19 protein-coding genes are annotated in these 26,991 nt (G+C 73.6%); 10 read left to right on the top strand and 9 right to left on the bottom strand.

Annotated elements, in window-relative coordinates; translation table 11 throughout:
• The first annotated feature begins 103 nt into the window (after positions 1-103).
• From FRAAL_RS12395 to FRAAL_RS12385, 3 genes are all read left to right on the top strand, one after another.
• On the top strand, positions 104-2,977 hold the full coding sequence (locus FRAAL_RS12395) for an ABC transporter permease subunit (RefSeq protein WP_157892078.1): 2,874 nt from the start codon (positions 104-106) through the stop codon (positions 2,975-2,977).
• Complete coding sequence (locus FRAAL_RS12390; RefSeq protein WP_041939233.1) at positions 2,974-3,753, top strand: ABC transporter ATP-binding protein; 780 nt, start codon at positions 2,974-2,976, stop codon at positions 3,751-3,753. The genes FRAAL_RS12395 and FRAAL_RS12390 overlap by 4 nt, the downstream gene beginning before the upstream one ends.
• A 98-nt stretch (positions 3,754-3,851) precedes the next feature.
• On the top strand, positions 3,852-5,135 hold the full coding sequence (locus FRAAL_RS12385; protein ID WP_011603992.1) for an ABC transporter substrate-binding protein: 1,284 nt from the start codon (positions 3,852-3,854) through the stop codon (positions 5,133-5,135).
• A gap of 97 nt (positions 5,136-5,232) precedes the next feature.
• Here the strand turns inward: FRAAL_RS12385 and FRAAL_RS12380 are convergent, their stop codons facing one another.
• From FRAAL_RS12380 to FRAAL_RS12365, 4 genes are all read right to left on the bottom strand, one after another.
• A complete protein-coding gene (locus FRAAL_RS12380) occupies positions 5,233-6,288 on the bottom strand; it encodes an LLM class F420-dependent oxidoreductase (protein WP_011603991.1) in 1,056 nt (351 codons plus the stop codon).
• 180 nt (positions 6,289-6,468) lie between these two features.
• Positions 6,469-7,509, bottom strand: a complete 1,041-nt coding sequence (locus FRAAL_RS12375; protein ID WP_011603989.1) for an MBL fold metallo-hydrolase — start codon at positions 7,507-7,509, stop codon at positions 6,469-6,471.
• A gap of 251 nt (positions 7,510-7,760) precedes the next feature.
• Positions 7,761-8,963, bottom strand: a complete 1,203-nt coding sequence (locus FRAAL_RS12370) for an amidohydrolase family protein (protein ID WP_050997109.1) — start codon at positions 8,961-8,963, stop codon at positions 7,761-7,763.
• Between the two features lie 50 nt (positions 8,964-9,013).
• Positions 9,014-10,573: an AMP-binding protein gene (locus FRAAL_RS12365; protein WP_041939232.1), complete on the bottom strand. Its 1,560-nt coding sequence runs from the start codon at positions 10,571-10,573 to the stop codon at positions 9,014-9,016.
• A 197-nt stretch (positions 10,574-10,770) separates the two neighbouring features.
• Here FRAAL_RS12365 and FRAAL_RS12360 point away from each other — a divergent pair, with 197 nt between their 5' ends.
• Entirely contained in the window at positions 10,771-12,954 is a 2,184-nt protein-coding gene (locus tag FRAAL_RS12360) for an acyl-CoA dehydrogenase family protein (protein WP_041939231.1), read from the top strand.
• A gap of 42 nt (positions 12,955-12,996) precedes the next feature.
• Here the strand turns inward: FRAAL_RS12360 and FRAAL_RS12355 are convergent, their stop codons facing one another.
• From FRAAL_RS12355 to FRAAL_RS12345, 3 genes are all read right to left on the bottom strand, one after another.
• Positions 12,997-14,064, bottom strand: coding sequence for an LLM class F420-dependent oxidoreductase (locus tag FRAAL_RS12355; protein ID WP_011603985.1), 1,068 nt, complete (start codon positions 14,062-14,064; stop codon positions 12,997-12,999).
• Complete coding sequence (locus FRAAL_RS12350; RefSeq protein WP_083866777.1) at positions 14,061-15,404, bottom strand: FAS1-like dehydratase domain-containing protein; 1,344 nt, start codon at positions 15,402-15,404, stop codon at positions 14,061-14,063. The genes FRAAL_RS12355 and FRAAL_RS12350 overlap by 4 nt, the downstream gene beginning before the upstream one ends.
• A gap of 259 nt (positions 15,405-15,663) precedes the next feature.
• Positions 15,664-16,974, bottom strand: coding sequence for an acyl-CoA dehydrogenase family protein (locus tag FRAAL_RS12345; protein WP_011603983.1), 1,311 nt, complete (start codon positions 16,972-16,974; stop codon positions 15,664-15,666).
• Positions 16,975-17,256: 282 nt separating this feature from the next.
• Between FRAAL_RS12345 and FRAAL_RS12340 the strand changes: the two genes are divergently transcribed.
• Positions 17,257-18,015 carry an SDR family oxidoreductase gene (locus FRAAL_RS12340; RefSeq protein ID WP_041940462.1) on the top strand — a complete coding sequence of 253 codons (759 nt, stop codon included), beginning with the start codon at positions 17,257-17,259 and terminating at the stop codon, positions 18,013-18,015.
• 67 nt (positions 18,016-18,082) lie between these two features.
• Here FRAAL_RS12340 and FRAAL_RS12335 read toward each other — a convergent pair whose 3' ends face one another.
• Positions 18,083-18,865: a FadR/GntR family transcriptional regulator gene (locus FRAAL_RS12335; RefSeq protein WP_063822631.1), complete on the bottom strand. Its 783-nt coding sequence runs from the start codon at positions 18,863-18,865 to the stop codon at positions 18,083-18,085.
• A 237-nt stretch (positions 18,866-19,102) separates the two neighbouring features.
• On the opposite strand from FRAAL_RS12335, the gene FRAAL_RS12330 reads away from it, so the two are divergent.
• The 4 genes from FRAAL_RS12330 to FRAAL_RS12315 all read left to right on the top strand — a co-directional run bounded on the left by FRAAL_RS12330 (position 19,103) and on the right by FRAAL_RS12315 (position 24,863).
• The gene (locus FRAAL_RS12330) at positions 19,103-20,239 is read left to right on the top strand and encodes an acyl-CoA dehydrogenase family protein (RefSeq protein WP_041939230.1); all 1,137 of its coding nucleotides are present in this window, start codon (positions 19,103-19,105) and stop codon (positions 20,237-20,239) included.
• 195 nt (positions 20,240-20,434) lie between these two features.
• The gene (locus FRAAL_RS12325; protein ID WP_011603979.1) at positions 20,435-23,107 is read left to right on the top strand and encodes a CoA transferase; all 2,673 of its coding nucleotides are present in this window, start codon (positions 20,435-20,437) and stop codon (positions 23,105-23,107) included.
• A gap of 98 nt (positions 23,108-23,205) precedes the next feature.
• Entirely contained in the window at positions 23,206-24,414 is a 1,209-nt protein-coding gene (locus FRAAL_RS12320; protein WP_041940460.1) for a thiolase C-terminal domain-containing protein, read from the top strand.
• Between the two features lie 2 nt (positions 24,415-24,416).
• Positions 24,417-24,863, top strand: coding sequence for a Zn-ribbon domain-containing OB-fold protein (locus tag FRAAL_RS12315; RefSeq protein ID WP_050997108.1), 447 nt, complete (start codon positions 24,417-24,419; stop codon positions 24,861-24,863).
• A gap of 57 nt (positions 24,864-24,920) precedes the next feature.
• Here the strand turns inward: FRAAL_RS12315 and FRAAL_RS12310 are convergent, their stop codons facing one another.
• On the bottom strand, positions 24,921-26,279 hold the full coding sequence (locus FRAAL_RS12310) for a M20/M25/M40 family metallo-hydrolase (RefSeq protein ID WP_050997107.1): 1,359 nt from the start codon (positions 26,277-26,279) through the stop codon (positions 24,921-24,923).
• A gap of 192 nt (positions 26,280-26,471) precedes the next feature.
• Here FRAAL_RS12310 and FRAAL_RS12305 point away from each other — a divergent pair, with 192 nt between their 5' ends.
• Entirely contained in the window at positions 26,472-26,951 is a 480-nt protein-coding gene (locus FRAAL_RS12305; protein ID WP_011603975.1) for a hypothetical protein, read from the top strand.
• Positions 26,952-26,991 lie beyond the last annotated feature (40 nt).

Here is a 26,991-nt window from a genome sequence, read left to right as displayed (position 1 = left end):
AAGCATCAATCATTAGTCGGATAATGCTATGGTCCCTCCCGAGCTTCTAGTGACGGACGTCACTGAGCGACCCTGCCTGATCGTCCGAACCGGTGGAGCGAGCGTGGTAGACCATCTGAACTTCGTCCTTCTGGGCCTGGGGAACGGTGCCGTGTTCGCCGCTCTGGCGTTGGCACTCGTCGTGACCTACCGAAGCTCGGGGGTACTCAACTTCGGCACCGGCGCCCTGTCGTTACACGCGGCGTACACCTACGCCCTGTTACGCGACGGGAAGATCCTGGTGCCGGTTCCCGGACTGCCGGAGACGATCGGCCTGTCCGGGCCGGTCGGGCTCTGGCCGGCGATCCTCATCACGGTCCTGTTCGAGGCCGCGCTGGGCGTGCTGCTCTACGTGCTGGTGTTCCGCCCGCTGCGGGCGCACCTGGCCGTGGCCAAGGCGGTCGCCTCACTCGGGCTCATGGGTCTGTTCACCGGCGTCATCACCATGCAGGTGGGCGGCGACCAGATCCTGGTCGCGCCGATCCTGCCGCGCCGGACCTGGGAAGCGGGCGGGGTGAGCCTGCTGTCGGACCGGTTCTGGTTCGTCGCCGTCATCCTGCTGATCGCCGCCGTGCTCGCCGCGGTCTACCGGTTCACCAGGTTCGGCACCGCGACCCGCGCCGCCGCCGAGACCGAGATCGGCGCGCTCGTCAGCGGCCTGTCACCGGACCTGATCGCGCTGGCCAACTGGGCGATCAGCGCGGCCGTCGCCGGCATCGCCGGCATCCTGATCGCCCCGCTGGTGCCGCTGGTGCCCGGGACCTACACGCTGTTCATCGTCCCGGCCCTGGCCGCCGCCGTGCTCGGCCGGTTCACCCTGCTCGCGCCCGCCGTCCTCGGTGGCATCGGCATCGGCGCGCTGCAGTCCGAGGCGGTCTACCTGCAGAGCCGGGCCGACTGGTTCCCCAGCAGCGGCGTCGCCGAGCTGATCCCCCTGGTGATCGTGCTCGCCGTGCTGGTCATCCAGGGCCGGCCGCTGCCGACCCGCGGCATGCTTCTGGAGCGGACGCTGGGCCGCGCGCCGCGTCCGCGGTCGGCCTGGAAGCCCGCCGTGGTGCTCGTGCCGCTCGCCGTCGTCGCGATCTACGTGGCGAACGACAGTTACCGCGGCGCGCTGATGGAGACGTTCATCGCCGGCGTGCTCGGGCTCTCGCTGGTCGTGGTGACCGGCTACGTCGGGCAGGTCTCGCTCGCCCAGCTCACACTGGCCGGCGCCGCCGGGTTCCTGCTCTCGACGTTCAGCCACGCCTGGCACATACCGTTCCCGATCTCGCCGATCCTCGCCGCGCTCGGAGCCACCGTCATCGGCGTGCTGGCCGGCCTGCCGGCACTGCGGATCCGCGGCATGCTGGTCGCGGTCGTCACGCTGACCCTCGCGGTCGCCCTGGAGGCGCTCTGGTTCCGCAACAACGACCTCAACGGCGGCACCGGCGGCGCCCCGATCGCGAACCCGTCGATCTTCGGTCTGGACCTGGGGATCGGCACCGGCAAGGCGTTCCCGCGCCCGGAATTCGGGCTGCTGTGCCTCGCGGTGCTGACCGCGGTCGCCATCGGCGTTGCCCACCTGCGGCGCAGCAGGCTCGGCTCGGCGATGCTGGCGGTCCGCGCCGACGAACGGTCGGCCGCCGCGGCCGGGATCAGCGTCGTCCGGGTCAAGCTGCTCGGCTTCGCGATCGCGTCGTTCATCGCCGGCCTCGCCGGCTGCCTGACGGCCTACAAGCAGACCACCGTCACGTTCACCTCGTTCAGCGCCCTGCTCGGCCTGAGCGTCTTCACCACCGTGTTCCTGGCCGGGATCACCTCGGTGTCCGGCGGGCTGCTCGCCGGGGCGCTCGGGATCGGCGGCGTGTTCTACGTCTTCCTGTCCCGGACGATCGACATCGGCGAGTGGTACGGCATCGTCAGCGGCCTCGGCCTGATTCTCGTCGTGATCCGCAACCCGGACGGCATCGTCGGACCGGCGCACCTGGCGGCCGAGAAACGGCGCCGAAGCCGACGGGGCGCCGGCCCGACCGCCCCGGCCCCCACAGCGGCGGACGCTGGTCCGTCCGTGGACGGCGTCCCGTCGGTAGGCGTCCCGTCGGTGGACGGGGGTCTGCCGGTGGACGGGGAGCGCATGCTCGTCGGAGCGCGGCTGTCCATCTCGGGGGTGGGCGTCACCTACGGCGGCGTGACGGCGCTGTCCGACCTGACGATCGACGTGGCGCCCGGAACAATCGTCGGCGTGATCGGCCCGAACGGCGCCGGCAAGACCACGATGATGGACGCCACCTGCGGGTTCACCGCCGCGGCCGGCGAGATCACCCTGGCCGGGCAGCGGCTCGACGGCCTGCCGCCGCACCGCCGGGCCCGCCACGGGCTCGCCCGCACCTTCCAGGGCCTCGACCTCTACGAGGACCTCACCGTCGAGGAGAACCTGATGGCCGGCCAGCACGCCGCCCGGCCGGGTGCGCCGTCGCTGGACGACCTGCTCGTCTCGCTCGGGCTGTGGGAGCAGCGTGGCCGGGGCGTCGGCGAGCTCTCGCAGGGCCAACGCCAGCTCGTCTCGATCGCGCGCGCGCTGGCCAGCGGACCGCAGGTACTGCTGCTGGACGAGCCGGCCGCCGGGCTCGACCCGACGGAGAGCGCCTGGCTGGCGGTGCGGCTGCGGGCGGTGCGCGACCGCGGCGTGACGATCGTGCTCGTCGACCACGACATGCGCTTCGTCCTCGACCTGTGCGACATCATCCACGTCCTCGACTTCGGCCGGCAGATCGCCGGCGGCCCGCCGCCGGCGATCCGGGCCAACCCCAGGGTCGCCGAGGCCTACCTCGGCTCGACCCACGCGGCACACGCCACCGAAGCGGCGCCCCCGAACCAGACGGCGGACCCGAACCAGACGGCGGACCCGAACCGGACGGCGGACCCGAACCACGCGGCGAAGGAGATGGCGTCATGAGCGTGGCGTTGGCCTGCGAAGAACTCTGCGTCGGCTACCAGCGCACCACGGTCGCCCGAGGCATCGGCATCACCCTCGGCCGCAACGAGATCCTGGCCGTGCTGGGGCCGAACGGCGCCGGCAAGACGACGCTGTTGCTGACGCTCGCCGGGTTCCTCGCGCCGACCGGCGGCTCGATCAGCGTCGACGGGCGGGACGTCCGGGCGGGCTCGGCCCGCCGCATGAACCGCGCGGGCGTGGTGCTGGTGCCGGACAGCCGGGCGCTGTTCACGAACCTGAGCACCCTGCAGAACATCGCGATCGCCGCCCGGAAGGGCGGCGCGACGGTGAGCGGGGTCCTCGACCTGTTCCCGCAGCTACGCACCCGCGCCAAGGTCAGGGCCGGGATGCTCTCGGGCGGCGAGCAGCAGATGCTCGCGGTCGCCCGGGCGCTGGTGCAGGGGCCGCGGCTGCTGCTCATCGACGAGATGAGCATGGGCCTGGCCCCGATCGTCGTGGAGCAGCTCATGCCGCTGGTCCGCACGGTCGCCGACGAGACCGGGACCGCGATCGTCCTCGTCGAGCAGCACGTCCACCTCGCGCTCGACGTCGCCGACACTGCCATGGTCCTCGTGCACGGTGACGTCTCCCTCACCGGCAAGGCCGCCGAGCTCCGCGACGACCCGGGCGCACTCGAAGCCGCCTACCTCGGCACGACCGGGACCCCCGGCAGCTCCGACCCGGCCGGCAGCTCCGACCCGGCCGGCACGGCGAGGAGACCGGAGGACCCCGCGTGACCTTCGGAACGCGGTTTCGTCAAACCAGCGGAGAGCCGGGTCGGCGGCGCACGGAAGGTGCCTGCCGCACGTCTCCGCACAACCAGCAGGAGGGTCGAATGGGCCTGTTACGCACGGTTCGCCGGAGCGGCTGGCTGATCAGCGGCGCGCTGGCACTGTCGCTGGCCGCCACGGCCTGCGGCGGCGGTGACAGCGGCGGCGGGTCCGACGGCGCCGGCGCGACCCCGGCCGCCCAGGTCCTCGGCGCGCCGAGCCCGGCCGAGGGCGCTCCCGTGACGATCGGGCTCATCAGCGCGTCGGCCTCGGACAGCGTGCTGTCCGCGCAGTTCCAGCGAATCGAGCAGGGCATGCAGATGGCCCTGAAGTACGCCAACACCTACCGCGGCGGCATCGCCGGCCGCCCGATCGCGCTGTTCATCTGCCAGGGCGGCGAGACGCCGGCCGGCACCCAGGACTGCGCCAACCAGATGGTCAACCGCGGCGTCGCGGCGGTCATCAGCCCGTTCACGGCGAACGGCGCCTCGGTCGTGCCGGTGCTGACCGCGGCCAAGATCCCCTACGTCTCGCTGAGCGGCACCTCGACCGAGGAGCTGACCAAGCCGGGCGCGTTCTCGCTGACGGGCGGGTTCTCGGTGGGGCTGGCCGCGTTCGCCGCCTACGCCCACGACCACGGCGTCAGGAAGATGGCGATGCTCGCCACCGACGGGCCGGCGGTCCTGCAGGCGGTCAACGGCATCGGCGGCATCGTCTTCCGCAAGGCGGGCGTCGGGTTCCAGACCATCGCGGTGCCCGTGGGCACCGCCGACATGACGCCGCAGATGCAGGCGGCGGTCAAGGGTGGCGCGGACGCGATCAGCATGGTCGGCGACCTGACGTTCTGCACCTCCTGGCTGCAGGCCTACCAGACGCTGAACCTCGACCTGCCGCGCTACATCATCAACACCTGCATCGATCCGACCACCCTGAAGGCCTACAAGCCGGTCATCGCCGGCTCGGTCATGACCGCGACCGCAACCACCGACACAGCGACCACGGATGCGACCCTCTACGGCGCGATCGCCAGGACCTACAACTCGAAGGTCGACCCGGACCCGGCCGTCAGCGCGAGCCAGTCCGCCGGCGCGATCACCCTGCTGTCCTTCGTCAACCTGTTCAAGGGCTTCACCGGCGACCCGACATCTGCCGCCATCACCCAGCAACTCAGGTCCGCGAAGAACGTCCCCCTCTTCCTGGGCGACGGCGCGACCTACACCTGCGACGGCAAGGCCGTTCCGATCCTGCCGAACGTCTGCTCGTCGGAGGTCCAGATCGGCACGGTCAAGGACGACGGGACGGTCGAGGACGCCAAGGTGATCGAGACGACCAGGCTGTTCACGCCCTGAGGGGAGCACCGCCCGTGGGGGGCCGGGGGAATCCCTGGCCGGCGGGTCCGGGTGGCCTGATGCCGCCGGGGCCGGGCGAGCGCCGGCTCGGTCGCCGTCACTCGCCCCGTCCGGCGGGCGCGCCCTCGGGTCGCGACGCGTCGAGCAGGGCCGGCCAGATCTCCGAGGCGACCTTGTACGCCGTGTAGAACGTCGCCCGGTCGTAGACGCCGGTCAGCTTCGCCCGGAGCTGCTCACCGACCTCCTCGGGCGTGCCGACGACGGAGAACGCGCGCAGCATGTCGTCGTCGATGAGGTCGCCGAGCTCCGCCCACCGGCCCTGCCTGGTCAGGCGGGTGAGCTCGGGCTGCAGGTCCCCCCAGCCGTGCAGGTCGAGCACCCCGCGGTAGGCGGGCGTCGACGCGTAGAAGGCGATCTGACCGCGGGTGCCCGCCGCCGCGGCGGCGAGCTCCACCTCGTCGCGCCCGACGGTCACGAAGGTCGGCCCGGCGAGGGTGAAGCCGTCCAGCGTGCCCTCACCGTCCGGGCCGACCCGGCCGGCCTTCGCCCGGCCGCGGCGCAGCGCCGGGAGGGTGACCTCCTCGATGTAGCGGGAGGTGGTGAACGGGTGCAGGAAGAAGCCGTCGGCGACCTCGCCGGCGACCTCGGTCATCAGCTCGTTGACGCCGGCGAGGTAGACCGGCGGCGGGCCGTAGGCGTGTGCCGGCGGCGAGAAGAACGGCGTCATCAGCGTGTGGGTGTAGAAGTCGCCGCGGAAGTCGAGCCTGGTGCCGTCCTGCCAGCACGCCCAGATCGCGCGCATCGCCAGCACCAGCTCGCGCATCCGCGCGGCCGGGCGCGACCAGGGCATCGAGAATCGGCGCTCGATGTGCGCCTTGACCTGCGAGCCCAGCCCGAGCACGAACCGGCCCTCGCTGGCCTGCGCCAGGTCGAAGCCGATGTTCGCCAGCGTCATCGGGGTGCGCGCGAACGCGATCGCGATCGAGGTGCCGACCGTCGCGGTGCGGGTCGCGTTGATCGCCTGTAGGGACGACAGGAACGGGTCGTGCTGGGTCTCACCGATCCACAGCCCGCCGTAGCCGGCGTCCTCCAGCGTCCGGGCCGTGTCCTGGACGGTACGCAGGTCGCCGCCAAGGTTCGAGTCGATCCTCATCGTCGTCCTTTCCTGGCCCTCGACCCGTCGGCGGGGCGAGCCGACAGTCGTACCAGCGGCGCCGCAGCCGGGCGCGGTCCTCGGCGAGGCTCGCGACACTGTCGGTCGTCGGGGCGCTGTCGGTCGTCGGGGCGCTGTCGGTGGTCGGGGCGCTGTCGGAGACCACGGTGGCCGCTCCCCTCAGCTGGCGAGCAGACGCCACGTGGGCGGCTCGCCGTCGACCTCGCGGACGAGGCCCCGGCGTTCCAGGACGCGCAGGTGGGCGAGCGCCTCGGCGAGGGCGGCGCGCTTCATGAAGCCCTCGATCCGGTCCCAGGGACGGGACCAGGTCATCTGCCGGCAGACGTCCCAGGCGGTCGCCGTGCCGTCGGCGGCGCGCAGGGCGGCGAGGACCTCGCCGAACCGCTGGTCGTGGTGGTCGCGCAGCGCGGCGAGGCGGCCGGTCAGGTCCGGGAACCGGTGCTCGTGCGCGGGCAGTACCTCGGCGGCCGGGAAGGTGTCGGCGTCGTCGAGCCGGTCGAGCGAGGACAGGTAGTCGCCGAGCGGATCCGCGTCGCCGACCGGGGAGAACGGGATGTTCGGAGTGATCCGCGGCAGCACGTGGTCACCGGAGAGCAGCACCCGGTTGGCCGGCTCCCAGAAGCACAGGTGCCCGGGCGAGTGCCCGGGGGTCCAGACCGCCCGCAGGTCCCAGCCGGGGATGTCGGGCCGGTCGCCGTCCGCGAGCAGCACGTCGGGCAGTGCCGGCGCGGGCATCGGCCCCGGCGGCAGCGCCACCCGGTTGAGCGCCTCGATCTCGCCCGCCGGCGCGCCGGCGCGCGCCAGCAGCCGGTTCAGCCCGGCGAGCATCTCGGCCGGCTCGCGGGGGAACTGGCCGAGCAGCGCGGCGTCCGCGGGATGCAGCGCCACCCAGGCCCCGGACTCCGCCCGGATCCGGCCGGCGAGGCCGTAGTGGTCGGGATGCATGTGGGTGGGCATGACGCCGCGGATGTCGCCGATCCGGTAGCCGGCGACGGCGAGACCCGCGCCGAGCGCGTCGAACGCCTCGGCGGTGTCCCAGCCCGAGTCGACGAGGTACCCGCCGGCGTCGGTCTCGAACAGGTAGACGAACACGTGCCGCAGGCCGGCGGTCGGCAGCGGCACCGGGATGCTCCAAAGCCCGGGCCGCAGCCGTTCGACGGGTGGCAGCGCGATGCCGGGCGGCTGCGTCAGCGAGGTCATGGGTTCCTGGCCCTCCGCGAATCGGCGGCCACGCTCCCGGCCTCGGTCCGGCCGAGGTGGTGCCTGCCGGCCCGGGGCGGACACGCGCTCGCCCCGACGGTCCTTCCGCCGCTGTAATCAGTACTACATTTCATCTGCTACCTTGCGAGTGGAGGACGCCGGCGACGTGACCGGCGTCACCCGCGCCGGGCCGCCCGGGCCGCGCCGAGAAGCGGGGTCCGGGCGGCGGGGTCCGGGCGGCGGGGCGCCGGTCAGCTCGCCGGCGCCGCCGCGGGCGGCAGGGGGACGTGCGGGAACAGCTCGTGGAACGCCCCGATCCGGATGCGCTCGCTGGCGACCGGGTCGACGCCGTCGAACAGCTCGTGCAGCGTCTTCTGGGTGTGGCCGAAGGTGCCCTCGAAGTGCGGGTAGTCGCTGCCCCACAGGACGTTGCGCCAGCCCATCGCCACGTGCGCGGCGACGGCCGAGCCGTCGTGCTGGAAGGACGCGTAGACCTGGTCGAACAGGTACTCCGACGGCGGCCTGGACAGCACCGGGCGCACGGCGGCGCTGTGCTGGCGGTAGCCCTCGTTCATCCGGTCGGCGATGAACGGGCCCCAGGTGGCGCCGCCCTCGGAGACCAGGACGCGCAGCTCGGGGTGGCGGTCGAGGGCGCCGGCGGCGATGAGCTGGGTGACGGCGCGCTGGCCGCCGTAGGTCGTCTCGACGTAGTTGAGCACGGCGCCGCCGCGGCCGCGGTAGTAGACGCCGGTGCGCTCGGTCGGGTCGTGCGGCTCGGTGCCGATGTGGAAGGCGACGACCGTGCCGGTCTCGGCGAACGCCGCCCACATCGGGTCCCACTCCTCGTCGTTCCACAGCGGCCGGCCGAGCGGCGGGCGGGTCGGCAGGAAGCCGGCGGCGAACCCCTGCGCGCTGGCCCGGCGGATCTCGGCGACCGCGTCGTCGACGTCGAGCAGCGGGATCGACGCCGCGCAGACGAAACGCGGCGAGGAGCGCTGGAAGTCCAACGCGAACTCGTTGAGCGCCCGCACGCCGTACCGGACGACCTTCGGCGTGCGGATGTTGAAGGTCCAGATGCCGAGCGACGGGTAGATCACCTCCGCCCAGATGCCCTCGTCGTCGAGGTCTCGCAGGCGGTGGGCCGCGTCGTTGCCGCCCAGGGCGCGGCGCAGGAAGTCGTCCTCGGTGGAGTCGACCGGCCGGGCGTTGATCCCGAGGCCCTTCTTCTTCGGCGCACCCGGCGCCGGGCGCGGCAGCTCCCGGCGGAACTCCTGGCCGTCGATGTGGATCGTCTCGAACGCGCCGCCGGGGTCCTTCACGCTGCGCGGCAGCAGCGCCTTGACGTCGTCCGGCAGGGACGAGAACAGGTCCGGCGGCTCCAGGATGTGCGAGTCGCCGGAGTTCGCCCAGATCTTGCCCTCGGTCAGGTCGGTCACGGTTGCCGTCTCCTTCATGATCTCTGCTTCCTCCACGGGCCGCGCCGACTCTCGACGGAGCCCGCCCGTCAGACCCTGCGGTCGACGCCCGCCCACAGCTGCGCCCGGATGGCGGCCTTGGACAGCTTTCCGGTCTCGGTGCGCAGCAGCGCCGCGCGGAACTCGACGACCCGCGGGCACTTGTAGCTGGCGAGCCGCGCCCGGCAGTAGGCGATGAGCTCGGCGGCCAGCTCGTCGTCGGCCCGGACCCCCGGCTCGGGCTGGACGACGGCGCGGACCTGCTCGCCCCACTCCGGGTCGGGAGCACCGACGACGGCGACGTCGGCGACGGCGGGATGACCGAGCAGCGCCGCCTCGACCTCCGCCGGGTAGACGTTCGTGCCGCCGGTGATGATCATGTCCTTGGCGCGGTCGGACAGGAAGAGGAAGCCGTCGGCGTCCAGGTGGCCGATGTCGCCGATGGTGAACGCGGAGCCGCGGTACACCTGCTCGGTCTGCTCCGGGTCGTCGCGGTAGGCGAACGTCCGGGCGCCGGCGTCGATGTAGACGGTGCCCCGCTCGCCGGGGCCGAGCTCGCGGCCGTCGGCGTCGAGGATGCGGACCCGCACGCCGCGCACGGGCCGGCCGACGGTACCGGGCCGGGCCAGCCAGTGGTGCGGCTTGGCGATGGTGGCGGCGCCCTCGGTGCCGCCGTAGGTCTCCCAGATGACCGGGCCCCACCAGGCGAACATCTGCCTCTTGACCTCCGGCGGGCACGGCGCCGCCGAGTGCACGACCACCTGGAGGCTGGACAGGTCGTAGCGGGTCCGGACGTCGTCGGGCAGGCGCAGCAGCCGGACGAACTGGGTGGGCACCAGGTAGCCGGTGGTGATCCGGTACTTCTCGATCAGCCGGAGCGTCTCCTCCGGGTCGAACCTCTTCATGATCACTAGTGCCTGGCCGACGTGGAGCGCGCCCATGAAGAAGCCCTGGCAGCCGCCGTGGTGCATGCCCGCGGAGATCAGGTGCGCACCCTGCAGCGGCAGGAACCGGAACGCCTGGCTGAACAGCTTCGTCGCGTCGGCCATGTCCGCCGGGTCGACGTCCGGCATCGACGCGTTGCGGGCGATCGCCTTGGGCCGCCCGGTCGTCCCCGAGGTGTAGATCAACGGCGTCCCGGCCCGGCGCTCGGCGGGCTTCGTCGTCGGGTGGCCGGCGACGAGGTCCTCCTGGCGGCGGTAGCCGGGCAGTTCGCCGCCGACGCTGACCAGCAGCGGCGCCGAGACCACCCGGCCGGCGCGCTCGGCGTACTCGGTGGAGACGACCAGGGCCCTGGCCCCGGCGTGCGCGACGATCGTCTCGATCTCGGCCGCGGCCGCCATCGGGTTGAGCGTGGTGAGCCGCCAGCCGGTCTCGCTGGCCGCCAGCATCCAGACGATCATGTCGAGGCCGTTGGGCAGGACGGCGGCCACCACGTCGCCGTAGGCGAGGCCGGCGGCCCGCCCCGCGTGCACCACCTGGTGCGCCCGACCGGCGAGTTGCGCGTAGGACAGCACCTCGCCGGTGGGGCACGCGGCGATCGCCGGCTGGTCGGGATGGTTCTCGGCGATGTGCCACACGCCCAGCGGGCGGTCCCAGGGATGCTTCATCGGCCCACGCTTCCCGTCCCGGGTTCCAGCAGCTGACACCCGGCTCTAAAAGAGGCTTATATTTACTCTACTAAACGGCGAGTGGTCCGCGTCAACGGTTGGCGCGACCCACCTCGCCGGCCAGGCCCGTCCGGCGGCCGGGCCGTCCGGCGGCCGGGCCGGGGCCGCAACCAGCGACGAGTTGCCAGGAGGCAGGCATGGCGATCGCGATCAGCGAGGAACACCGGGAGCTGGCCCGCACGACGCGGGCCTTTCTGGCGTCGCACGAGGCTCGCGCCGCGAACCGCGCACTCCTGGAGGCCGACCAGGAGCCGCTGCCGGAGTTCTGGACGGAGTTCGCCGACCTGGGCCTGCTCGGCCTGCACCTGCCCGAGGAGCACGGCGGCGGCGGCGCCGGACTGCCGGAGCTGGTGGTCGTCGTCGAGGAGCTGGGGCGCGCGGTCGCGCCCGGCCCGGCCGTCCCGACCGTGGTCGCCGCCGCGGTGATCGCGGCGGCCGGGACGCCGGCGCAGCAGGCCAGGTTCCTGCCGGGCCTGGCCGCGGGCGGCACCGTCGCCGCGCTCGCCCTCGGCGGCCCCGGCACGGGCAACGACCTGACCCTGACCGGCGGCGTGCTGTCGGGCGGGGCCGGGGTGGTCCTCGGCGGCGGGCTGGCGTCGCTGTTCGTGCTGGTCGTCGGCGACGATGCCGTGGTGGTACCGGCGGGCGCGGCGGGGCTGACCGTCGAGGTACCCCCCGCGCTCGACCCGTCCCGCCGGTCGGCCCGGTTGACCCTGCGCGACGTGGCCGTCGGCGCCGACGACGTGCTGACGGGCGCGGCCCGCCGCGCCGAGGCCCTCGCCCGGACCCTGTTCGCCGCGGAGGCGGTCGGCGGGGCGCTGGAGGCGGTCGAGGTCGCGACGGCGTACGCGAAGGTGCGCGAGCAGTTCGGCCGGCCGATCGGGATGTTCCAGGCGATCAAGCACCATCTCGCGAACATGCTGGTGGCCGCGGAGCTCGGCACCGCCGCCGTCTGGGACGCCGCCCGTGCCGCGGGCGACGGGTCGCCGCCGGCGCAGTTCGAGCTGGCCGCGGCGACGGCGGCGACGCTGGCCGTCGCAGCGTTCGCCGCGAACGCGTCGCTGAACATCCAGGTGCACGGCGGCATCGGTTACACCTGGGAACACGACGCGCACCTGCTGCAGCGCCGGGCGACGACGCTGGAGTCCGTGCTGCGCCCGGGGGCGGCCGCCGCGGACGTGACCCGGCTGGGCCTGGCCGGCGTCGCGCGCGTGTCGACGCTGCAGCTGCCGCCGGAGGCGGAGGCGGCCCGCGCCGACGTGCAGGCGTTCGCCCGGGGGGTGGCGGCGCTGCCGGCGGCGGAGCAGCGCGAGCGACTCATCGCCACCGGGTACGTCCAGCCGCACTGGCCGCGGCCGTGGGGCCTGGCGGCGCCCGCCGGGTTGCAGCTCGTCATCGACCAGGAGTTCCAGGCGGCCGGGGTCCGGCGGCCGGCCTACGGCATCACCGGCTGGGTGATCCTGACCCTCGTCCAGCACGGCACGTCCGACCAGATCGACCGGTACGTCCACCGCGCACTGGCCCAGGAGGAGATCTGGTGCCAGCTGTTCAGCGAGCCGGCCGCCGGCTCCGACGCCGCCGGCATCCGGACGAAGGCCGACCGGGTCGAGGGCGGCTGGCTCGTCAACGGCCAGAAGGTCTGGACCAGCGGCGCCCAGTACTGCCAGCGCGGATTCGCCACCGTGCGCACCGACCCGGCGGCGCCGAAGCACGCCGGGGTCACGATGATGATCATCGACCTGACGCATCCCGGCGTCGAGGTCCGGCCGCTGCGGCAGGTCACCGGCACGGCCGAGTTCAACGAGGTGTTCCTCACCGACGTCTTCGTCCCCGACGCCGACGTCGTCGGTACGCCGAACGAGGGCTGGTCGGTGGCCCGGGCGACGCTGGGCAACGAGCGGGTCAGCATCGGCGGCGGGGTCTCCGGCGGGTTCGAGGTCGCCAACGTCTTCGACCTGTACCGGGAGCGGGGCGCGAACGTCCCCGCGGCGGCCGAGCGGGTCGGCCGGCACGTCGCCGAGGGCCACGCCCTGCGCCTGCTGAACCTGCGCCGCGCCGAACGGGCCGTCGTCGGGGGCGAGCCCGGCCCCGAGGGCAACATCACCAAGCTGGTCCTCGCCGAGCGCGGCCAGACCGTGGCCGCCCTGTTCCTCGACTTCGCCGGCCCCGAGGCGGCGTTCGCCGAGGGTCTCGGCGCCGCGGCCGGCACCTCGGCCCTCGCCTGGCGGGGCATGACGATCGCCGGCGGCACCTCCGAGATCACCCGCAACCAGATCGCCGAGCGCATCCTCGGCCTGCCCCGCGACCCCCTGCTGCGCTAGCCCCACGGCCGAGCCGATCGGGCGGCATCACCGAGCGGGCCGTCAGAAGGCGACCTCGGCGACGGTGCGCAGCGCCCTGTCGTCGGCGAAGCGGATCAGCAGGCCGGTGGCACCGGAGCTCTCCCACACGGCCAGCTGGTCGGCGATGGCGGCCGGCGGCCCGACGAGGGTCAGCTCGTCGACGAGGGCGTCGGGGATCGCGGCGGCCGCCTCCTCGCGGCGGCCGCCGAGGTAGAGGTCCTGGATCGTGTCGGCGTCCTGCTCGTAGCCGTAGCGCCGGATCAGGTTGGCGTAGAAGTTCTCGGTGCGCGCCCCCATGCCGCCGAGGTAGAAGGCGAGGTTCGGGCGGACCTGGTCGCGGCAGGCGGCGATGTCGTCGCCGACGGCGACCGGGACCGCCGGACGAATGTCGAACGGCGCCGCGGCGACGTCGGCACCGGCTCCGGCCGCGCCATCGGCTCCGGCGGCGGTGTTGCGGGCGGCCGCGGCGGTGATGAGGTCGCCGTAGATCTCCTTGAGGCGGTGCGGGCTCCACATCAGCGGGAGCAGGCCGTCCGCGATCTCCGTCGCCATCGCGATGTTCTTCGGGCCCATGGCGGCGAGGTAGATCGGCAGCTTCGTCCTCGGGAAGCCGGGGCGTAGCGGCTTGCCGAGGCCGGTGGCGTCCGGGCCGTCGTAGGGGATGCTCAGGTGGTCGCCGTGGAACTCGATCCTGCCCTGTTCCTCCAGCAGCCTGCGGATGACCGTCACGTACTCCCGGGTACGCGCCAGCGGGAACCGGAACGGCCGGCCGTGCCAGCCCTCGACCACCTGCGGCCCGGACACCCCCAGGCCCAGGCTGAACCGGCCCCGGCTGAGCTGGTTCAGCGCCCAGGCGGTCATCGCCGTGTTCGACGGCGTGCGCGCGTCGAGCTGCAGGATCGACGAGCCGATGCGCAGGCGCTCGGTGTGCGCCGCGACCCAGGTCAGCGCGGTGACGGCGTCGCCGCCGTAGGCCTCGCCGGTCCAGAACGAGTCGTAGCCGAGCGACTCGATGAACCGCGCGTGCTCGGCGAGCCTGCGGCCGTTGTAGCCACCGGACATGACGCCGATGCGCAGGCTGGTCGTCATGACGACTGCTCCGTCCGCTCGGCCACCGACTCCTGCTGGCGGATGCGTTCGATCTCGTACTCGATCATCGCCTCCAGGGTGTCGCGGGGTGGGGCGGGCAGGGTGACGACCGGCTCGTCGCGGGTCGGGAGCAGGACGACGGCCGTCGCGGGTGAGGTGACGACGCCGCGCTGGTTGGTGCACTGGAGCTCGATGTGGACCTCGCTGCGCCCGTCGACCTGCCGCTTGTCGACGACCTTGCCCCCGACCCACGTCGTGTCGCCGACGAAGTTGAACCGGCGGTGCTGCGCGGAGAGCTTCCACAGCCAGCCGTCGTCGCCGACCCAGTCGGTCAGCAGGTGGCACAGCCACGTCTCGCGCATGCCGCCGTAGTCGTAGGAGGTCGCCAGGCCCAGTTCCCGCGCCCGCTGCGGCTCCCAGTGCAGCCGCTGCACCGTGTCCGGGATGTTGAGGGCGTTCGGCGGGTAGAGCCCCGGGGCCTTGCGGCGGACCTGGTAGGCGAGCCGGAAGGTGCCGGGCGGGGTGAGCTGCATGCCCCAGCCCAGGTGCCAGACGACCACGTCGGTCGTCGTCAGCGGGCCCTTCACCTTCGTCGGCAGCTCCTCGCCGATCTCGACGTCCTCGAAGTAGCGGGGGGTGCCGCCGCGCCGGGTCTCCGCCGCGTACGCCGCGTCGATCTCGGCGAGCTGCTCGGGGGTGTACGGCTCGGGCAGCTCGCGCTCCTTCCTGCGCTCCCGCGAGGTGTGCCGCTCCGCGTTCACCCACGTGCCGCGCTGCAGGCAGGTGAGCTCGCCGCGGTCGTTGCTGTAGATCGTCTCGTTCGTGACGTGGGCGGTGCGGCCGCCGAACGAGCTGCGCTTGGCGGTGACGCCGACCTGGGAGTGGATGGTCCGGGCCCGGTCGCCGAGGGCGAACGGGCGCCACCACTCGAACTCCATGACCGCCTGGTAGGACCCGAGGCCGGCGAACGGGTCGCCCTTGAGCAGCGCCTTCGTCTCCGGGTCGGCCGCGCGGACGATGTTCTCGCCCATCGTGTAGAGGAAGGTCGGCGGGGCGATCAGCGTGCCCCAGCGGGTGTTCTTGGCGTACTCCGGGTCGCAGTACAGCGGGTTGTCGTCGCCGTAGCCGTAGGCGAAGTGCCGGGCGGCGTCCCAGGTCACCTCGTGGTTGTGCGGCCGCCCCGCGCCGGGGCGCAGCACGCCGACGCGCCGGCGGGACCGCGCGAGCGCCGCGTCGGTGAGCACCCCGAACCTCTCCGCGCCCGTCTCGCCGCCCGTCTCCCCGCTGGTCTCGTCGTCCGCGTCGCCCACCCGCGGCGCACCGTCGGCATCGACCGTCATCCGTCCGCCCTCCACCTTTGTTCAAAAAGTCAGGGTGCCGATGTACGGGAGATCTGTCCGTGGCTCAGTCCGCACACCGTCGATGATCCAGGCTTCCGGCATCTGCGGTCTCTCCCGTCCCGACCTCGCCCGCGTCCCGGGCACATCAATAACTACTATCATTACTCGAATTCTTTCCGCGGCGGGGCGGGTGCGGCCCGACGAACGCCGCTGGTCGCGGCCCTGCCGCTGAGCGCAGCGGGCCCGACGGACGCCCCGCTCAGCGGCGTTGGGTGCCGACCCTGAGCTCGCGATAGGGCACGTTGCGGCCGGCGTCGGCATCCTTGGGCAGGCCGAGGACCTGCTCGGAGATCACGTTGCGCTGGATCTCGTCGGTGCCGCCGCCGATCGCGCCGGCGAAGCTCCAGTAGTAGGTGGCGTGCAGCCGGCCGTCGTCCGGGCCGTCGGCGTCGACCAGGGTCGCGTCCGGGCCGACGAGCGAGAGCATCAGGTCGCGGTAGCGGCGGCCGTGCAGGCTGATCGCCAGCTTCAGCGTCGACCCGGCGGCACCGGGAAGCCGGCCGGCCTGGGCGGCCGCCCTGACCCGCTGCGCGTTGAGCCGGATCACCTCGGCCTCGACGTAGTAGTCGGCGAGCGCCTGGCGGATCACCGGGTCGGCGCCGCGGCCGCGCTCCCGGGCCAGCGCGATCATCGCCTCGGGGGGCAGGAAGAAGCCCGCGCGCTGGTTCGGTGCCGGGGCAGCGAGGACGTCGGCGACCACCCGGTCGAGGTTGCCCGACCGACGGCCGCCCTCGACCAGCCGCAGGCCGGCGAGGCCCTCCCCGCCGAGGCCCGAGCGTTCGAGCAGCAACGTCGTACGGGCGACCCGCCAGCCGTCGTCGACCGCGCCGACCACCCGGTCGGCGGGCACCCGGGCGTCGGTGAGGAAGACCTCGCAGAAGTGCGCGTCGCCGCTCATCTGCCGCAACGGTCGAACCTCGACCCCCGGCTGGTCCAGGTCGATGATCAGGAAGGTGATCCCGTCGTGCTTGGGGACGTCGACGTTGGTGCGGGCGAGCAGCATGCCGCGGTCGGCGCTCAGCGCGCCGGACGACCAGACCTTCTGCCCGTTGACCACCCACTCGTCGCCGTCGAGCACCGCCCGGGTCGACAGGCTGGCGAGGTCCGAGCCGGAGCCGGGTTCGCTGAAGAGCTGGACCCACGCCTCCTGCCCGGTCGCCAGCCCGGGCAGGAGGCGGGCCCACTGCTCGGGCGTGCCGTGCGCCAGCAGGGTGCCGGCGCCCAGCCCCTGGCCGATCCCGGCCGGGGCCCCGATCACCCGCGCGGCGGCCAGCTCGGCCAGCACGTCGCGGGCATCGTCCGGCGACAGCCCGAGACCGCCGAGGCCGGCCGGCCAGGAGGGGTAGGCGTAGCCGGCGTCAGCGAGCCGCCGCCACCAGGCGGCGAGGGTCAGCGAGGTGTCCCAGTTCGCCCGTAACCACGCGCGCACCCGCGCCCGCGGGTCGCCCGCGTCACCGCCGTCCGCCGCCATCCGTTCGGTCGTGTGCTCCGCCGCGTGCTCCGCCGTCACGTGGTCCTCCCGGGGTCGAGGCGAACACCCGGCGCCGGGCTTCCGCCGGCCGGCTCACGACGCAGCCAGGCCACGCCGAAATCCGACTTCTCATTACTCTATTAAGTGGCTAGAGTAGCGGCTCGAACGCGTGCCGCCCAGCCCTGGCGACCGGAGCCTGCCGACCAGAGGCTGTCGACCGGAGGCTGTCGAGCCCGGCGGTCGGGTCATGAGGCCGGACAGGTCTGGTCGGACGTCAGCGGGACGCACATCAGCGCGCAGCAACGGATGGAGGAACGGTCCATGCAGGTCGCTGGGAAGAAGGCCATTCTGGTCGGTGGCGCGTCGGGGATGGCACGGGCGACGGCGCAGCGTCTGCGCGAGCAGGGCGCGAGCGTCGCGATCCTCGACCTGCCGAAGTCGGCGGGCTCGGAGGTGGCGGCGGCGCTGGGGGCGACGTTTCACCCGGTCGACGTCACCGACGACGCGGCGGCCGAGGCGGCGGTGGCGGAGGCCGTCGGCGCTCTCGGCGGGCTGCACATCGCGGTCAACACGGCCGGCGGCGGAGTGGCGAAGCGGACCATCGCCAAGGAGGGCCCGCACCCGCTGGCGGAGTTCCGTCGCGTCGTCGAGCTGAACCTGATCGCCACGTTCAACCTCAACCGGTTGCAGGCGTGGGCGATGAAGGACAACGAGCCGGAGGAGGACGAGCGCGGCGTCATCATCAACACCGCGTCGATCGCGGCGTTCGAGGGCCAGATCGGCCAGGTCGCCTACACTGCGGCCAAGGCCGGCATCGCCGGGATGGCACTGACGATGGCCCGCGACCTCGGCGGTGTCGGCATCCGGGTGCTGACGATCGCCCCGAGCCTGTTCAGCACCGGGCTCACCGAGGGCATCCCGGACCGGGCCGCCGAGGCGCTCACGAAGGACGCGGCGTTCCCGAAGCGGATGGGCCGTCCCGACGAGTACGCCAGACTGGCGCTGGCGATCGTGGAGAACCCGATGCTCAACGGCGGCACCATCCGCCTCGACGCCGGCCAGCGCTTCGCCCCCAGGTAGCGGGCGACCGGGTCGCGCGCGGTGCGCCGACGCGGAGCCGACGCGGATCCGAGGTCAGGAGCAGAGGTCAGGAGTAGAGGTCGACGCGCTGCTTGTTGCGGCGGTCGGGGTAGTGCATGAGCAGGTTCCAGTGCTCCTCGGCAGCGGCGGAGTCGCCCGCGGTGACCAGCCCGAGGAACTTCCGATACGACCTGATCGCGCGGCGGCGCTCGGCGGCGGTGGCGTGCTGGCCGGAGCGGCGGTAGTACTGCGCGATCACCTCGTGCAGGAGCTGGCCGAGGATCGACAGGGACGTGTTGCCGGCGTTGCGCAGCAGCGTGTGGTGCACGGCGGCCGCGGCCTCGCCGAACGCCGTCCCGTCGTCCTCGACACCGGCCGCGGCCGCGGCGGCGTCGATCGCCGCGGTGAGCTCGGCGAGCGCCTTGGGCGTGTGACTCGCGGCCAGCCGGCCCGCCAGCGGCGGTTCGACCACGGCGAGCGCGTCGTGGACGTCGGTCAGCGCCACGCCCTCGATCTGGAGCAGCAGGGCGAACATCCTGGTCATGTGCTCGACGGTCGGGGTGGTGACCCGCGGCCCGCCGCGGCGCCCGCGCAGCACGGTGACGAGGCCCTCGGCCTCCAGGATCCGCAGCGCCTCCCGCAGGGTGGTGCGGGCGATGCCGAAGACCTCCATCAGCTCGTCCTCCGGCGGGAACCGGTCACCCGCCTTCAGCTCGCCGCGGGCGATCTGCGACCGGATCGAGGCGGCCACAACCTCGGAGGTCCGCGCGCTGCGTTCGACCCGGCGCGGGATCCGAATCGGCTCCACCCCGGCCGCGGCAGCGGCGGCAACGGCCTCGGGCGAGGTCATCGGCACTCCTTGAACAATCGCAGGGCCCGCCGCGGTGGCTCGGGCACGTCGCTGGGCTCCTGGGCCCAGATTATCAGCGCAGTGATTGGTCCCTTTCGGGCTGACCCTGGCCCGCGCGTCCGCCGGGGGGCACGACCGGGCGATCAGGGGCTAGGACACAAAAAGAGATTATGGTTTACTCGCTTTCCGAGCGGTCGTCCTGGCGGACGGGCCGACCGGTGGACGGAGGCGCCCCTGATGGAGTTCGTCTTCACCGAGGAGCAGGACGGGCTGCGGTCCATGGTCCGGGACCTGCTGGCCGAGACCTCGCCCGAGGCCGAGGTCCGTCGGCTGATGCAGACCCCGGACGGGTTCGATCCGGCCGTCTGGCGTGGGCTCGCCGAGCTCGGGCTGACCGGGCTCGCGATCCCCGAGCACTACGGGGGCGCCGGCTTCGGACCGGTCGAGGTCGGAGTCGTGATGGAGGAGGCAGGCGCGGCGCTGCTGTGCGCGCCGTACCTGTCGACGGTCGTGCTGGCCCCCGAGGCGCTGCTCGCGGCCGGCGACGAGGCCGCGAACAAGGCGTACCTGCCCGGCATCGCCGACGGGTCGCTGCGCGCGACCTTCGCCGCCGGGGAGCATCTCGCCGCCGGGGAGCACGCCGCCGGGGGGCATCCTGCCGGCGCGTCGGTCGCGGCGAGCGTCTCACCAGCGGACGGCGGCTGGCGGGTGACCGGCACGGTCGGGCACGTGGTCGACGGTGCGAGCGCCGACGTCGTGCTGGTGGTCGCGGCGGCACCGGGCGGGCCGAGCCTGTTCGGCGTCGAGGCGGACGCCGCCGGACTCACCCGGACGCCCACCGCGACGATGGACGCCACCCGCCGGCAGGCGAGGCTGGCCTTCGACGCGGCACCGGCCCGGCTGGTCGGCGCCGAGGGAGCCGGCGCGGGGGTGCGGGCCCGGGTGCGCGACGTCGCCGCGACCCAGCTCGCCGCCGAGCAGGTCGGCGGCGCGCAGCGGGTGCTCGACATGGCCGTGGAGTACGCCAAGCTGCGGGTCCAGTTCGGCCGGCCGATCGGCTCCTTCCAGGCGATCAAGCACCGGTGCGCCGACCTGCTGCTGCGGGTCGAATCGGCCCGCTCGGCCGCCTACCACGCGCTGTGGGCCGCGGCCGACGGCGCGGCGGACCTCCCGGTGGCGGCCCGGTTGGCGGGGGCCTACTGCTCGACGGCGTTCTACACCTGCGCCGAGGAGAACATCCTGATCCACGGCGGCATCGGCTACACGTGGGAGCACCCCGCGCACCTCTATCTCAGGCGGGCCGCCGCCGACCGGGTCATGTTCGGCGACCCGGCCACCCACCGCGCCGCCCTCGCCGACCTGCTTGGCGTGTGACGCCCGCCGCCGGCGCTGCCATGCCCGTCGTCCCGTAACCCCTCCTCCCCCAGCCGTCGTCCCGCAGCCGTCGTCCGTGCACCGTCGTCCCGCAGCCGTCGTCCGTGCACCGTCATCCCTGCACCGTCGTCCCGCCGCCGTCAGGCGAACAGTCCGGGCGGCCGGCGCGCCGACTCACCCTGGAGGCCAGCCCGCATGAGCCCCATCCCGCACGACCAGGCCACGGGAGAGGGTCCGTTAGCCGGACTGTCGGTCGTGGACCTGTCGACGACGATGGCGGGTGCGTTCGCCACCCAGTTCCTGGCCGAGGCCGGCGCCGACGTCGTCCTGGTGGAACCGCCCGGCGGGAGCCCGCTGCGGGCGGAGGCGGCCTGGCCGGCGGTCGCCGGCGGCAAGCGCAGCGTCGTGCTCGACCTCCACGACCCCGCGGACCGGGCCCGGCTCGACGGGCTGACCGCCGGGGCCGACGCGCTGGTGACGACCATGCGCCCGCGCGCCGCCGAGCGGCTCGGTCTCACCGCGTCCCGGCTCGGCGCGCTCAACCCGCGCCTGGTCAGCGTGGCGATCACCGGCTGGGGCTCGACCGGACCGTGGGCCGACCTCAAGGGCTACGAGGGCATGGTGATGGCGAAGCTGGGCCTGTTCCACGCCAAGCAGGGGATGGTCACCCGCCCCGGCCCGGCGTTCGTCTCCGTCCCGTTCGCGAGCTGGGGCGCGGCGCACAGCGCGGTGCAGGGGCTGCTCGGCGCGCTGCTCGAACGGGAGTCCAGTGGCCTGGGCCAGCACGTCGAGACCGACCTGGTGCGCGGCGTGCTCATGCTCGACACGTGGGCCTGGTTCCAGCGGCTGGTCGGGCTGCGCTGGCCGGACGCCTACACCACGGTCGACGCGGCCACCTCGGACGGCGAGCCGGGCGGCGCCCTGATCTACCCGCTGCTCGTCGGTCCGACGAAGGACGGCCACTGGCTGCAGTTCGCCCAGGTCCAGCCGCGGCTGTTCGGCGCGATGCTGCACGAGTTCGACATGATCGAGATGCTCGCCGACCCGAAGTGGAAGGGCTTCCCGTTCCTGGAGACCCCACGGCTGCGCACCGAGCTGTGGGAGTACATGTTGGCCAAGGTCGCCTCGCGCACCCTCGCCGAGTGGCGCCACGTCTTCGACACCAACCCCGACATCAACGCCGAGATCTTCCGCGCCGGCGTCGGCGCGCTCGATCACCCACAGATCCGCCACGACGGTCGGGACGCCGTCGTCGAGGACCCGGAGCGCGGCCCCGTGCGCCGCCCGTCGACCCTGGTCCACCTCGATGGCGGGCCGCTCGCCGCGCCGCGCCCGGCGCCCCGCCTCGACGAGCACGGGCCGGGCCTGCGCGCCACCCACGCCGCTGGCACCCCCACCCCGGCCGCCATCGCGCCCGCCGAGTCCGGTGCGGCGACGTCAGGTGCGGCGACGTCAGGTGCGGCCGACTCCGGTGCGGCGGAGCCAGGTGCGGTCGAGGCCCGTGGCGACGAGGACGCCGGGTTGTCGGGGCTGCCGCTGGCCGGCCTGACGGTGCTGGAGTTCGGCGTCATGTTCGCGGCGCCGTTCGGCGCGACGATGCTCACCGACCTCGGCGCGCGCGTCATCAAGGTCGAGTCCCTGGAGGGCGACGAGATCCGCCGGATCCTGCCGTTCCCGGAGGCCGGCGGCGCCCGCGTCCTGCAGGGCAAGGAGAGCGTCGCCCTCGACCTCGGCACCGACGAGGGCCGGCGGCTGGTCCGCCGGCTGGTGCGCCACGCCGACATCGTGCTGCAGGGCTTCCGCGCCGGCGCGGCCGAACGGGCCGGGATCGACGCGACGACGCTGCGCGAGATCAACCCGGACCTGGTCTACGTGAACGCGCCCGGCTACGGCACCGACGGCCCGTTCGGCCACCGTCCGGCGTACGCCCCGTCGATCGGCGCGGCGATCGGCCTCGCCCTCGCGGAGGCACCGGACGCCGCCGGCGCCACCGGCACGATGCGCGACGTCAAGCTGGCCGCCAACCGGCTGTTCGCCGCGTCCGCGGTGCTCAACCTGCAGGCGGACGGGATCGCCGCGCTCGGCGTCGCGTCGACGATGCTGCTCGGCGCGCTCGCCCGCCGCCGCGGCCGCCCGCTTCCCCCGGTGACCGTCACCATGCTCGGCACCGGCACGCACGCCCTGCTGGACCGGGTCGTCGACTACGCGGGCCGGCCGGCGTCCCCGACGGTCGACCCGGACGGCAACGGCTTCCACGCGCTGTACCGGATGTACCCGACCGCCCGCGGCCTGCTGTTCCTCGCCGCCCCGAGCGACCGACAGTGGCGCGAGCTGGCCGCCGCGCTCGCCGACGCGGCCAGTGCGGACACGGCCAGTGCGGACACGGCCAGTGCGGACACGGCCAGTGCGGACACGGCCAGTGCGGACACGGCCAGTGCGGCCGGCGCCGGCCTGGCGGACGCCGTCGCGGCGCTGGGCGACGACGGCTACGCCACCGCCGCCGGGCGCGCCGCGCGCGACGCCGAGCTCGCCGCGCTGCTGGCGACGATCCTCGCCACCCGCGCCGCCGCCGACTGGGAGCGGCTGCTGACGGCCGCGGACGTGGGCGCCGTCGAGGTCGCCGAGGTCGCGCCCGAGCAGCTCCTGCTCACCGACGACACCCTCGGCGCGGAGTACGGCGCCCAGGCCGAGAGCCCGGTGTTCGAGGAGCACCTGCGGATCGGCCCGCCGGTGCGTTTCTCCCGCTCGGCGACCCAGGCCCGGGGCGGCTGCCTGACCGGCGCCCACACCGACGCGGTCCTGCGCGAGCTTCTCGGCCTCGGCGACGCCGAGCTGGCCCGGCTGCGCGAGGCCAAGGTCATCGGCTGACGTCCGCCCCTGTGCTGCCCGCGGCCGGCCGCCGCGGCCGGCCGCGGGCAGCCGATGCCTTCTTCCATCCCACGGCGCAGGAGGGTGACGCAGCAACCATGAAGGACCAGACCGCGATCGCGGGTATCGGCTACACGCCGTACTACAAGCGGGGCCAGTCGCTGCCGCAGACCGAGACCGAAATGGCCGGCAAGGCCATCCTGGCGGCGTTGGCGGACGCCGGACTGACCGTCGACGACCTGGACGGTTTCACGATCTACTCCAGCTCGATCGACCCGGCCTCGGTCGGCTCGATCCTCGGCGTGCCGGAGGTTCGGTTCGCCGCGACACTGACCTCCGGCGGCGGCGGGATGGCCGGGTCGCTGGGTCTCGCGGCCGCGGCGATCGTCTCCGGCCAGGCCGACGTGTGCGTCACCGTGATGACGCTGCAGCAGGCGTCCCGCCGCCTCGGCGGCACCCAGGTCGACGGTGGGGGCGCGGGCGGCGGGGGCGGAGGCGGGAGCCCGTACGGGTCCGGCCGGATCCCGCAGGGGTTCGTCCTGGCCGCCGGCAGCGGCCTGATGTCACCCGGGCACAGCTTCGCCCTGCTCACCCAGCGGCACATGAAGCTGTACGGCACGAAGCGCGAGCACCTCGCCGAGGTGGCGATCTCGCAGCGGGAGAACGCCCGCAAGCGGCCCACGGCGCTACGCCGGGAGCCGCTGACCCTCGACGACTACTTCAACGCCCCGATGCTCTCCGACCCGCTCTGCCTGTTCGACTACACCATGGAGTCCGACGGCGCGATCGCCGCGGTCGTCACCTCGGCGCAGCGCGCCCGTGACCTGCGCCAACCGCCTGTCTACATCATGGGTTCGGCCAACGGCGGCGCCGGCCGGTGGGGCAGCGCCATCTTCAGCTACTTCCAGATGCCGGACGAGTACTTCGCCTCCAGCGGCCACCGCACCGTGGCCAGGCGGATGTACGACATGGCCGGCGTGGGACCCCAGGACGTCGACGTCGCCCTGCTCTACGACCACTTCTCGCCGCTGGTCATCATGCAGCTCGAGGACTACGGGTTCTGCGGGATCGGCGAGGGCGGCCCGTTCGTCGCCGAGGGCACCATCCGGTTCGACGGGGGCAGCATCCCGGTGAACACCCACGGCGGCCACCTGTCCGAGGCCTACCTCATCGGGATGACGCACGTGCGCGAGGCCGTGGAGCAACTGCGCGGCGTCGCCGTCAACCAGGTGGCGGGCGCCGAGATCGCCCTCGTCACCGGCGGCCCGGCCGGCCTGCCCGTCAGCGGCACCCTTCTGCGGAGGTAACGGTGACCGAGCTCCAACGGGGCGTGTTCCCCGCGCGCCTGGCCGACCCGATGGCCGACGAGCGCACCCAGCCGTTCTGGGACGCGGCCCTGGCCGGCCGCCTGAGCATCGCCCGGTGCGACACCTGCGGCACGTTCGTCTTCCCCGCCGAGCCGTTCTGCTTCTCCTGTCGGGGCGCCGCGTTCACCTACACCGACCTGCCGGGCACCGGCACGATCTACACCTTCACCGTCGTGCGCCACCCGCTCGCCCCGCGGCTCGCCGAGGTCGTGCCCTACGTGTCCGGCGTCGTCGAGCTGGACGGGACCCAGGGGGCCGGCTGCCGCGTCATCGCCAACATCGTCGACGTCGACCCCGAGACGGTCCAGATCGGCGACCGGGTCCGGATCCGCTTCGACCGGATCACCGACACCTACGCCGTTCCCCGTTTCGGGCCCGACGCCGGCTGATGCGTGGCGGCGCTCGCCGTCGCCACGCACCGACCAGCGACCAGCTCGCCTCGCAGGTCAGCAGGCGCGCAGGAAACGGTCGAGGACCCGGACGCCGAAGCGCAGGGACTCGACCGGGACCCGCTCGTCCACGCCGTGGAACATCCCGGAGAAGTCCAGGTCGGCGGGCAGCAGCAGCGGGGAGAAGCCGAAGCAGCGGATGCCCAGCCGGGAGAACGACTTGGCGTCCGTGCCGCCGGAGAGCATGTACGGAACCGCCCGGGCGATCGGGTCCTCCGCCCGCAGCGCGGCGCCCATCGCCTCCACCAGCGCCCCGTCGAAGCCGGTTTCCACGGCGTCGTGATGGACGACCCACTCGCGCCGGATGTCCGGCCCGAGGATCTCGTCGAGCTGGCGGACGAACTCCTCCTCCTGGCCCGGCAGGAAGCGCCCGTCGACGTAGGCGGTCGCCTCGCCGGGGATCACGTTGACCTTCTCGCCGGCCTGCAGCTGGGTGGGGTTGACGGTGTTGCGCAGCGTGGCGCCGATCATCCGGGCGACCGGGCCGAGCTTGCTGACCGTGGCCTGCAGGTCGTCGAGTTCGAACTCGATGCCGAGGGCGTCCCCCAACTCGTTGAGGAACACCCGCACCGTCGGGGTGAGCACGAGCGGGAACTCGTGACGACCCAGCCGCGCCACCGCCTCGCACAGCGCCGTGACCGCGTTGTCGTCGCTGATCATCGACCCGTGCCCGGCCCGGCCGGTCGCGGTCAGCTTCATCCAGGCCAGGCCCTTCTCGGCCGTCTCGATGAGGTAGAGCCGCAGATCGTCCGAGACGGTGTAGGAGAAGCCGCCGACCTCGCCGATCGCCTCGGTGCAGTCGGCGAACAGCTCGGGATGGTGCTCGACGAGCCAGCGGGCGCCGAGCCCGCCGCCGGCCTCCTCGTCGGCGAGGAAGGCCACGACGAGGTCACGCGGTGGCTTGCGGCCGGAGCGGGCGAGGTCGCGCACGACCGCGAGGGTCATCGCGACCATGTCCTTCATGTCGACGGCGCCGCGCCCCCACAGGCAACCGTCGACCTCCTCACCGGAGAACGGCGCGACCCGCCACTGGCTGGCGTCGGCGGGCACCACGTCGAGGTGGCCGTGGATGAGCAGTGGCGCACGGGACGGGTCAGCGCCCTCGATCCGGCCGATGACGCTGGTGCGCCCCGGCTCCGACTCCAGGATGGTCGGTTCGATCCCCACCTCGGCGAGCTTCGTGGCGACGTACTCGGCGATCGGGCGCTCGTGGCCGTCGCCACCGCCCCGGTTGACCGACTCGAAGCGGAGCAGGTCCCGACAGAGCTCGACCACCTCACCCTCGGCGTCCGGTGCGGTCACCGGCAGCCGGATGCCACCGGTCGGGTCGGGGGACGAAGACGGCGCGCTAGGCATGCCTCCAGTCTGCCCCGCCCGGGATGCGCACGCCGGACGCGGACCGTACCGTGAAACACTGTCGTAGCCGACCAGCAGCATTGCGTCGCCGCGTCCCCGTCCGAGCTGGCCCCACGGTGATCGCCCGCAGCATGCTCTGCGGCGGGACCGCGTTGCGCGGCGGCGACCGCGACACGCCCGTGGGAGGCCCCTGTGACCGTCTACCTCTGCCCGCGCTCCGACCTCGACTGCGCCGAACGCTTCCTCAGCACCGGCGACCTCGACTACCACCTCCACGTGACCCACGGCTACCGCGCCTTCTGGCGGATCGTCGCGAGCCTGCGCCCGGACCACCCGCTGCCGATCGGCCCCCGCCCGGCCCGCCACGTCCCCGACGGCCTGGCCGAGACCCCGGGCACCCCCACCCTGGTCGCATCCCCGGGCACCCCCACCCTGGGCGAGTCCCACGGCACCGCCGTCCCGGGCGAGCCGGCGCCCACCCCGCAGCTCGAACGCGCGCCGGCCCCCGGCGCACGAACCGCGGCCCGCCGAGGTGCCCGCGCCCGCACCCGGGGGGACATCCGCACGCGCTCGCGGGCAGGCGCCCGAACGGAGAAGGCCGGCCGCGCCGACGCACGCAACCGGACGGCCGAACCCAGCCGCCGCAGGCGGCGCCTCCGCATCTCCCGATGACCTCGGCCACCTCAGCGGGCACGGCCGGGCTTGACGCCCG

It is taken from the genome of Frankia alni ACN14a (genome assembly GCF_000058485.1).
GTDB classification, from domain to species: domain Bacteria; phylum Actinomycetota; class Actinomycetes; order Frankiales; family Frankiaceae; genus Frankia; species Frankia alni.
Note: the sequence above shows the minus strand (reverse complement) of the source record. Positions and strands in the feature narration are given on the sequence as shown.

Bases quoted from the DNA above. Each gene is read 5' to 3' on its own strand.
- FRAAL_RS12350 (WP_083866777.1), bottom strand. From the start codon at position 15,404: ATGACGGTCGATGCCGACGGTGCGCCGCGGGTGGGCGACGCGGACGAC.
- FRAAL_RS12360 (WP_041939231.1), top strand. From the start codon at position 10,771: ATGGCGATCGCGATCAGCGAGGAACACCGGGAGCTGGCCCGCACGACG.
- FRAAL_RS12330 (WP_041939230.1), top strand. From the start codon at position 19,103: ATGGAGTTCGTCTTCACCGAGGAGCAGGACGGGCTGCGGTCCATGGTC.
- FRAAL_RS12310 (WP_050997107.1), bottom strand. From the start codon at position 26,279: ATGCCTAGCGCGCCGTCTTCGTCCCCCGACCCGACCGGTGGCATCCGG.
- FRAAL_RS12340 (WP_041940462.1), top strand. From the start codon at position 17,257: ATGCAGGTCGCTGGGAAGAAGGCCATTCTGGTCGGTGGCGCGTCGGGG.
- FRAAL_RS12385 (WP_011603992.1), top strand. From the start codon at position 3,852: ATGGGCCTGTTACGCACGGTTCGCCGGAGCGGCTGGCTGATCAGCGGC.
- FRAAL_RS12365 (WP_041939232.1), bottom strand. From the start codon at position 10,573: ATGAAGCATCCCTGGGACCGCCCGCTGGGCGTGTGGCACATCGCCGAG.
- FRAAL_RS12380 (WP_011603991.1), bottom strand. From the start codon at position 6,288: ATGAGGATCGACTCGAACCTTGGCGGCGACCTGCGTACCGTCCAGGAC.
- FRAAL_RS12375 (WP_011603989.1), bottom strand. From the start codon at position 7,509: ATGACCTCGCTGACGCAGCCGCCCGGCATCGCGCTGCCACCCGTCGAA.
- FRAAL_RS12320 (WP_041940460.1), top strand. From the start codon at position 23,206: ATGAAGGACCAGACCGCGATCGCGGGTATCGGCTACACGCCGTACTAC.
- FRAAL_RS12390 (WP_041939233.1), top strand. From the start codon at position 2,974: ATGAGCGTGGCGTTGGCCTGCGAAGAACTCTGCGTCGGCTACCAGCGC.
- FRAAL_RS12370 (WP_050997109.1), bottom strand. From the start codon at position 8,963: ATGAAGGAGACGGCAACCGTGACCGACCTGACCGAGGGCAAGATCTGG.
- FRAAL_RS12325 (WP_011603979.1), top strand. From the start codon at position 20,435: ATGAGCCCCATCCCGCACGACCAGGCCACGGGAGAGGGTCCGTTAGCC.
- FRAAL_RS12355 (WP_011603985.1), bottom strand. From the start codon at position 14,064: ATGACGACCAGCCTGCGCATCGGCGTCATGTCCGGTGGCTACAACGGC.
- FRAAL_RS12335 (WP_063822631.1), bottom strand. From the start codon at position 18,865: ATGACCTCGCCCGAGGCCGTTGCCGCCGCTGCCGCGGCCGGGGTGGAG.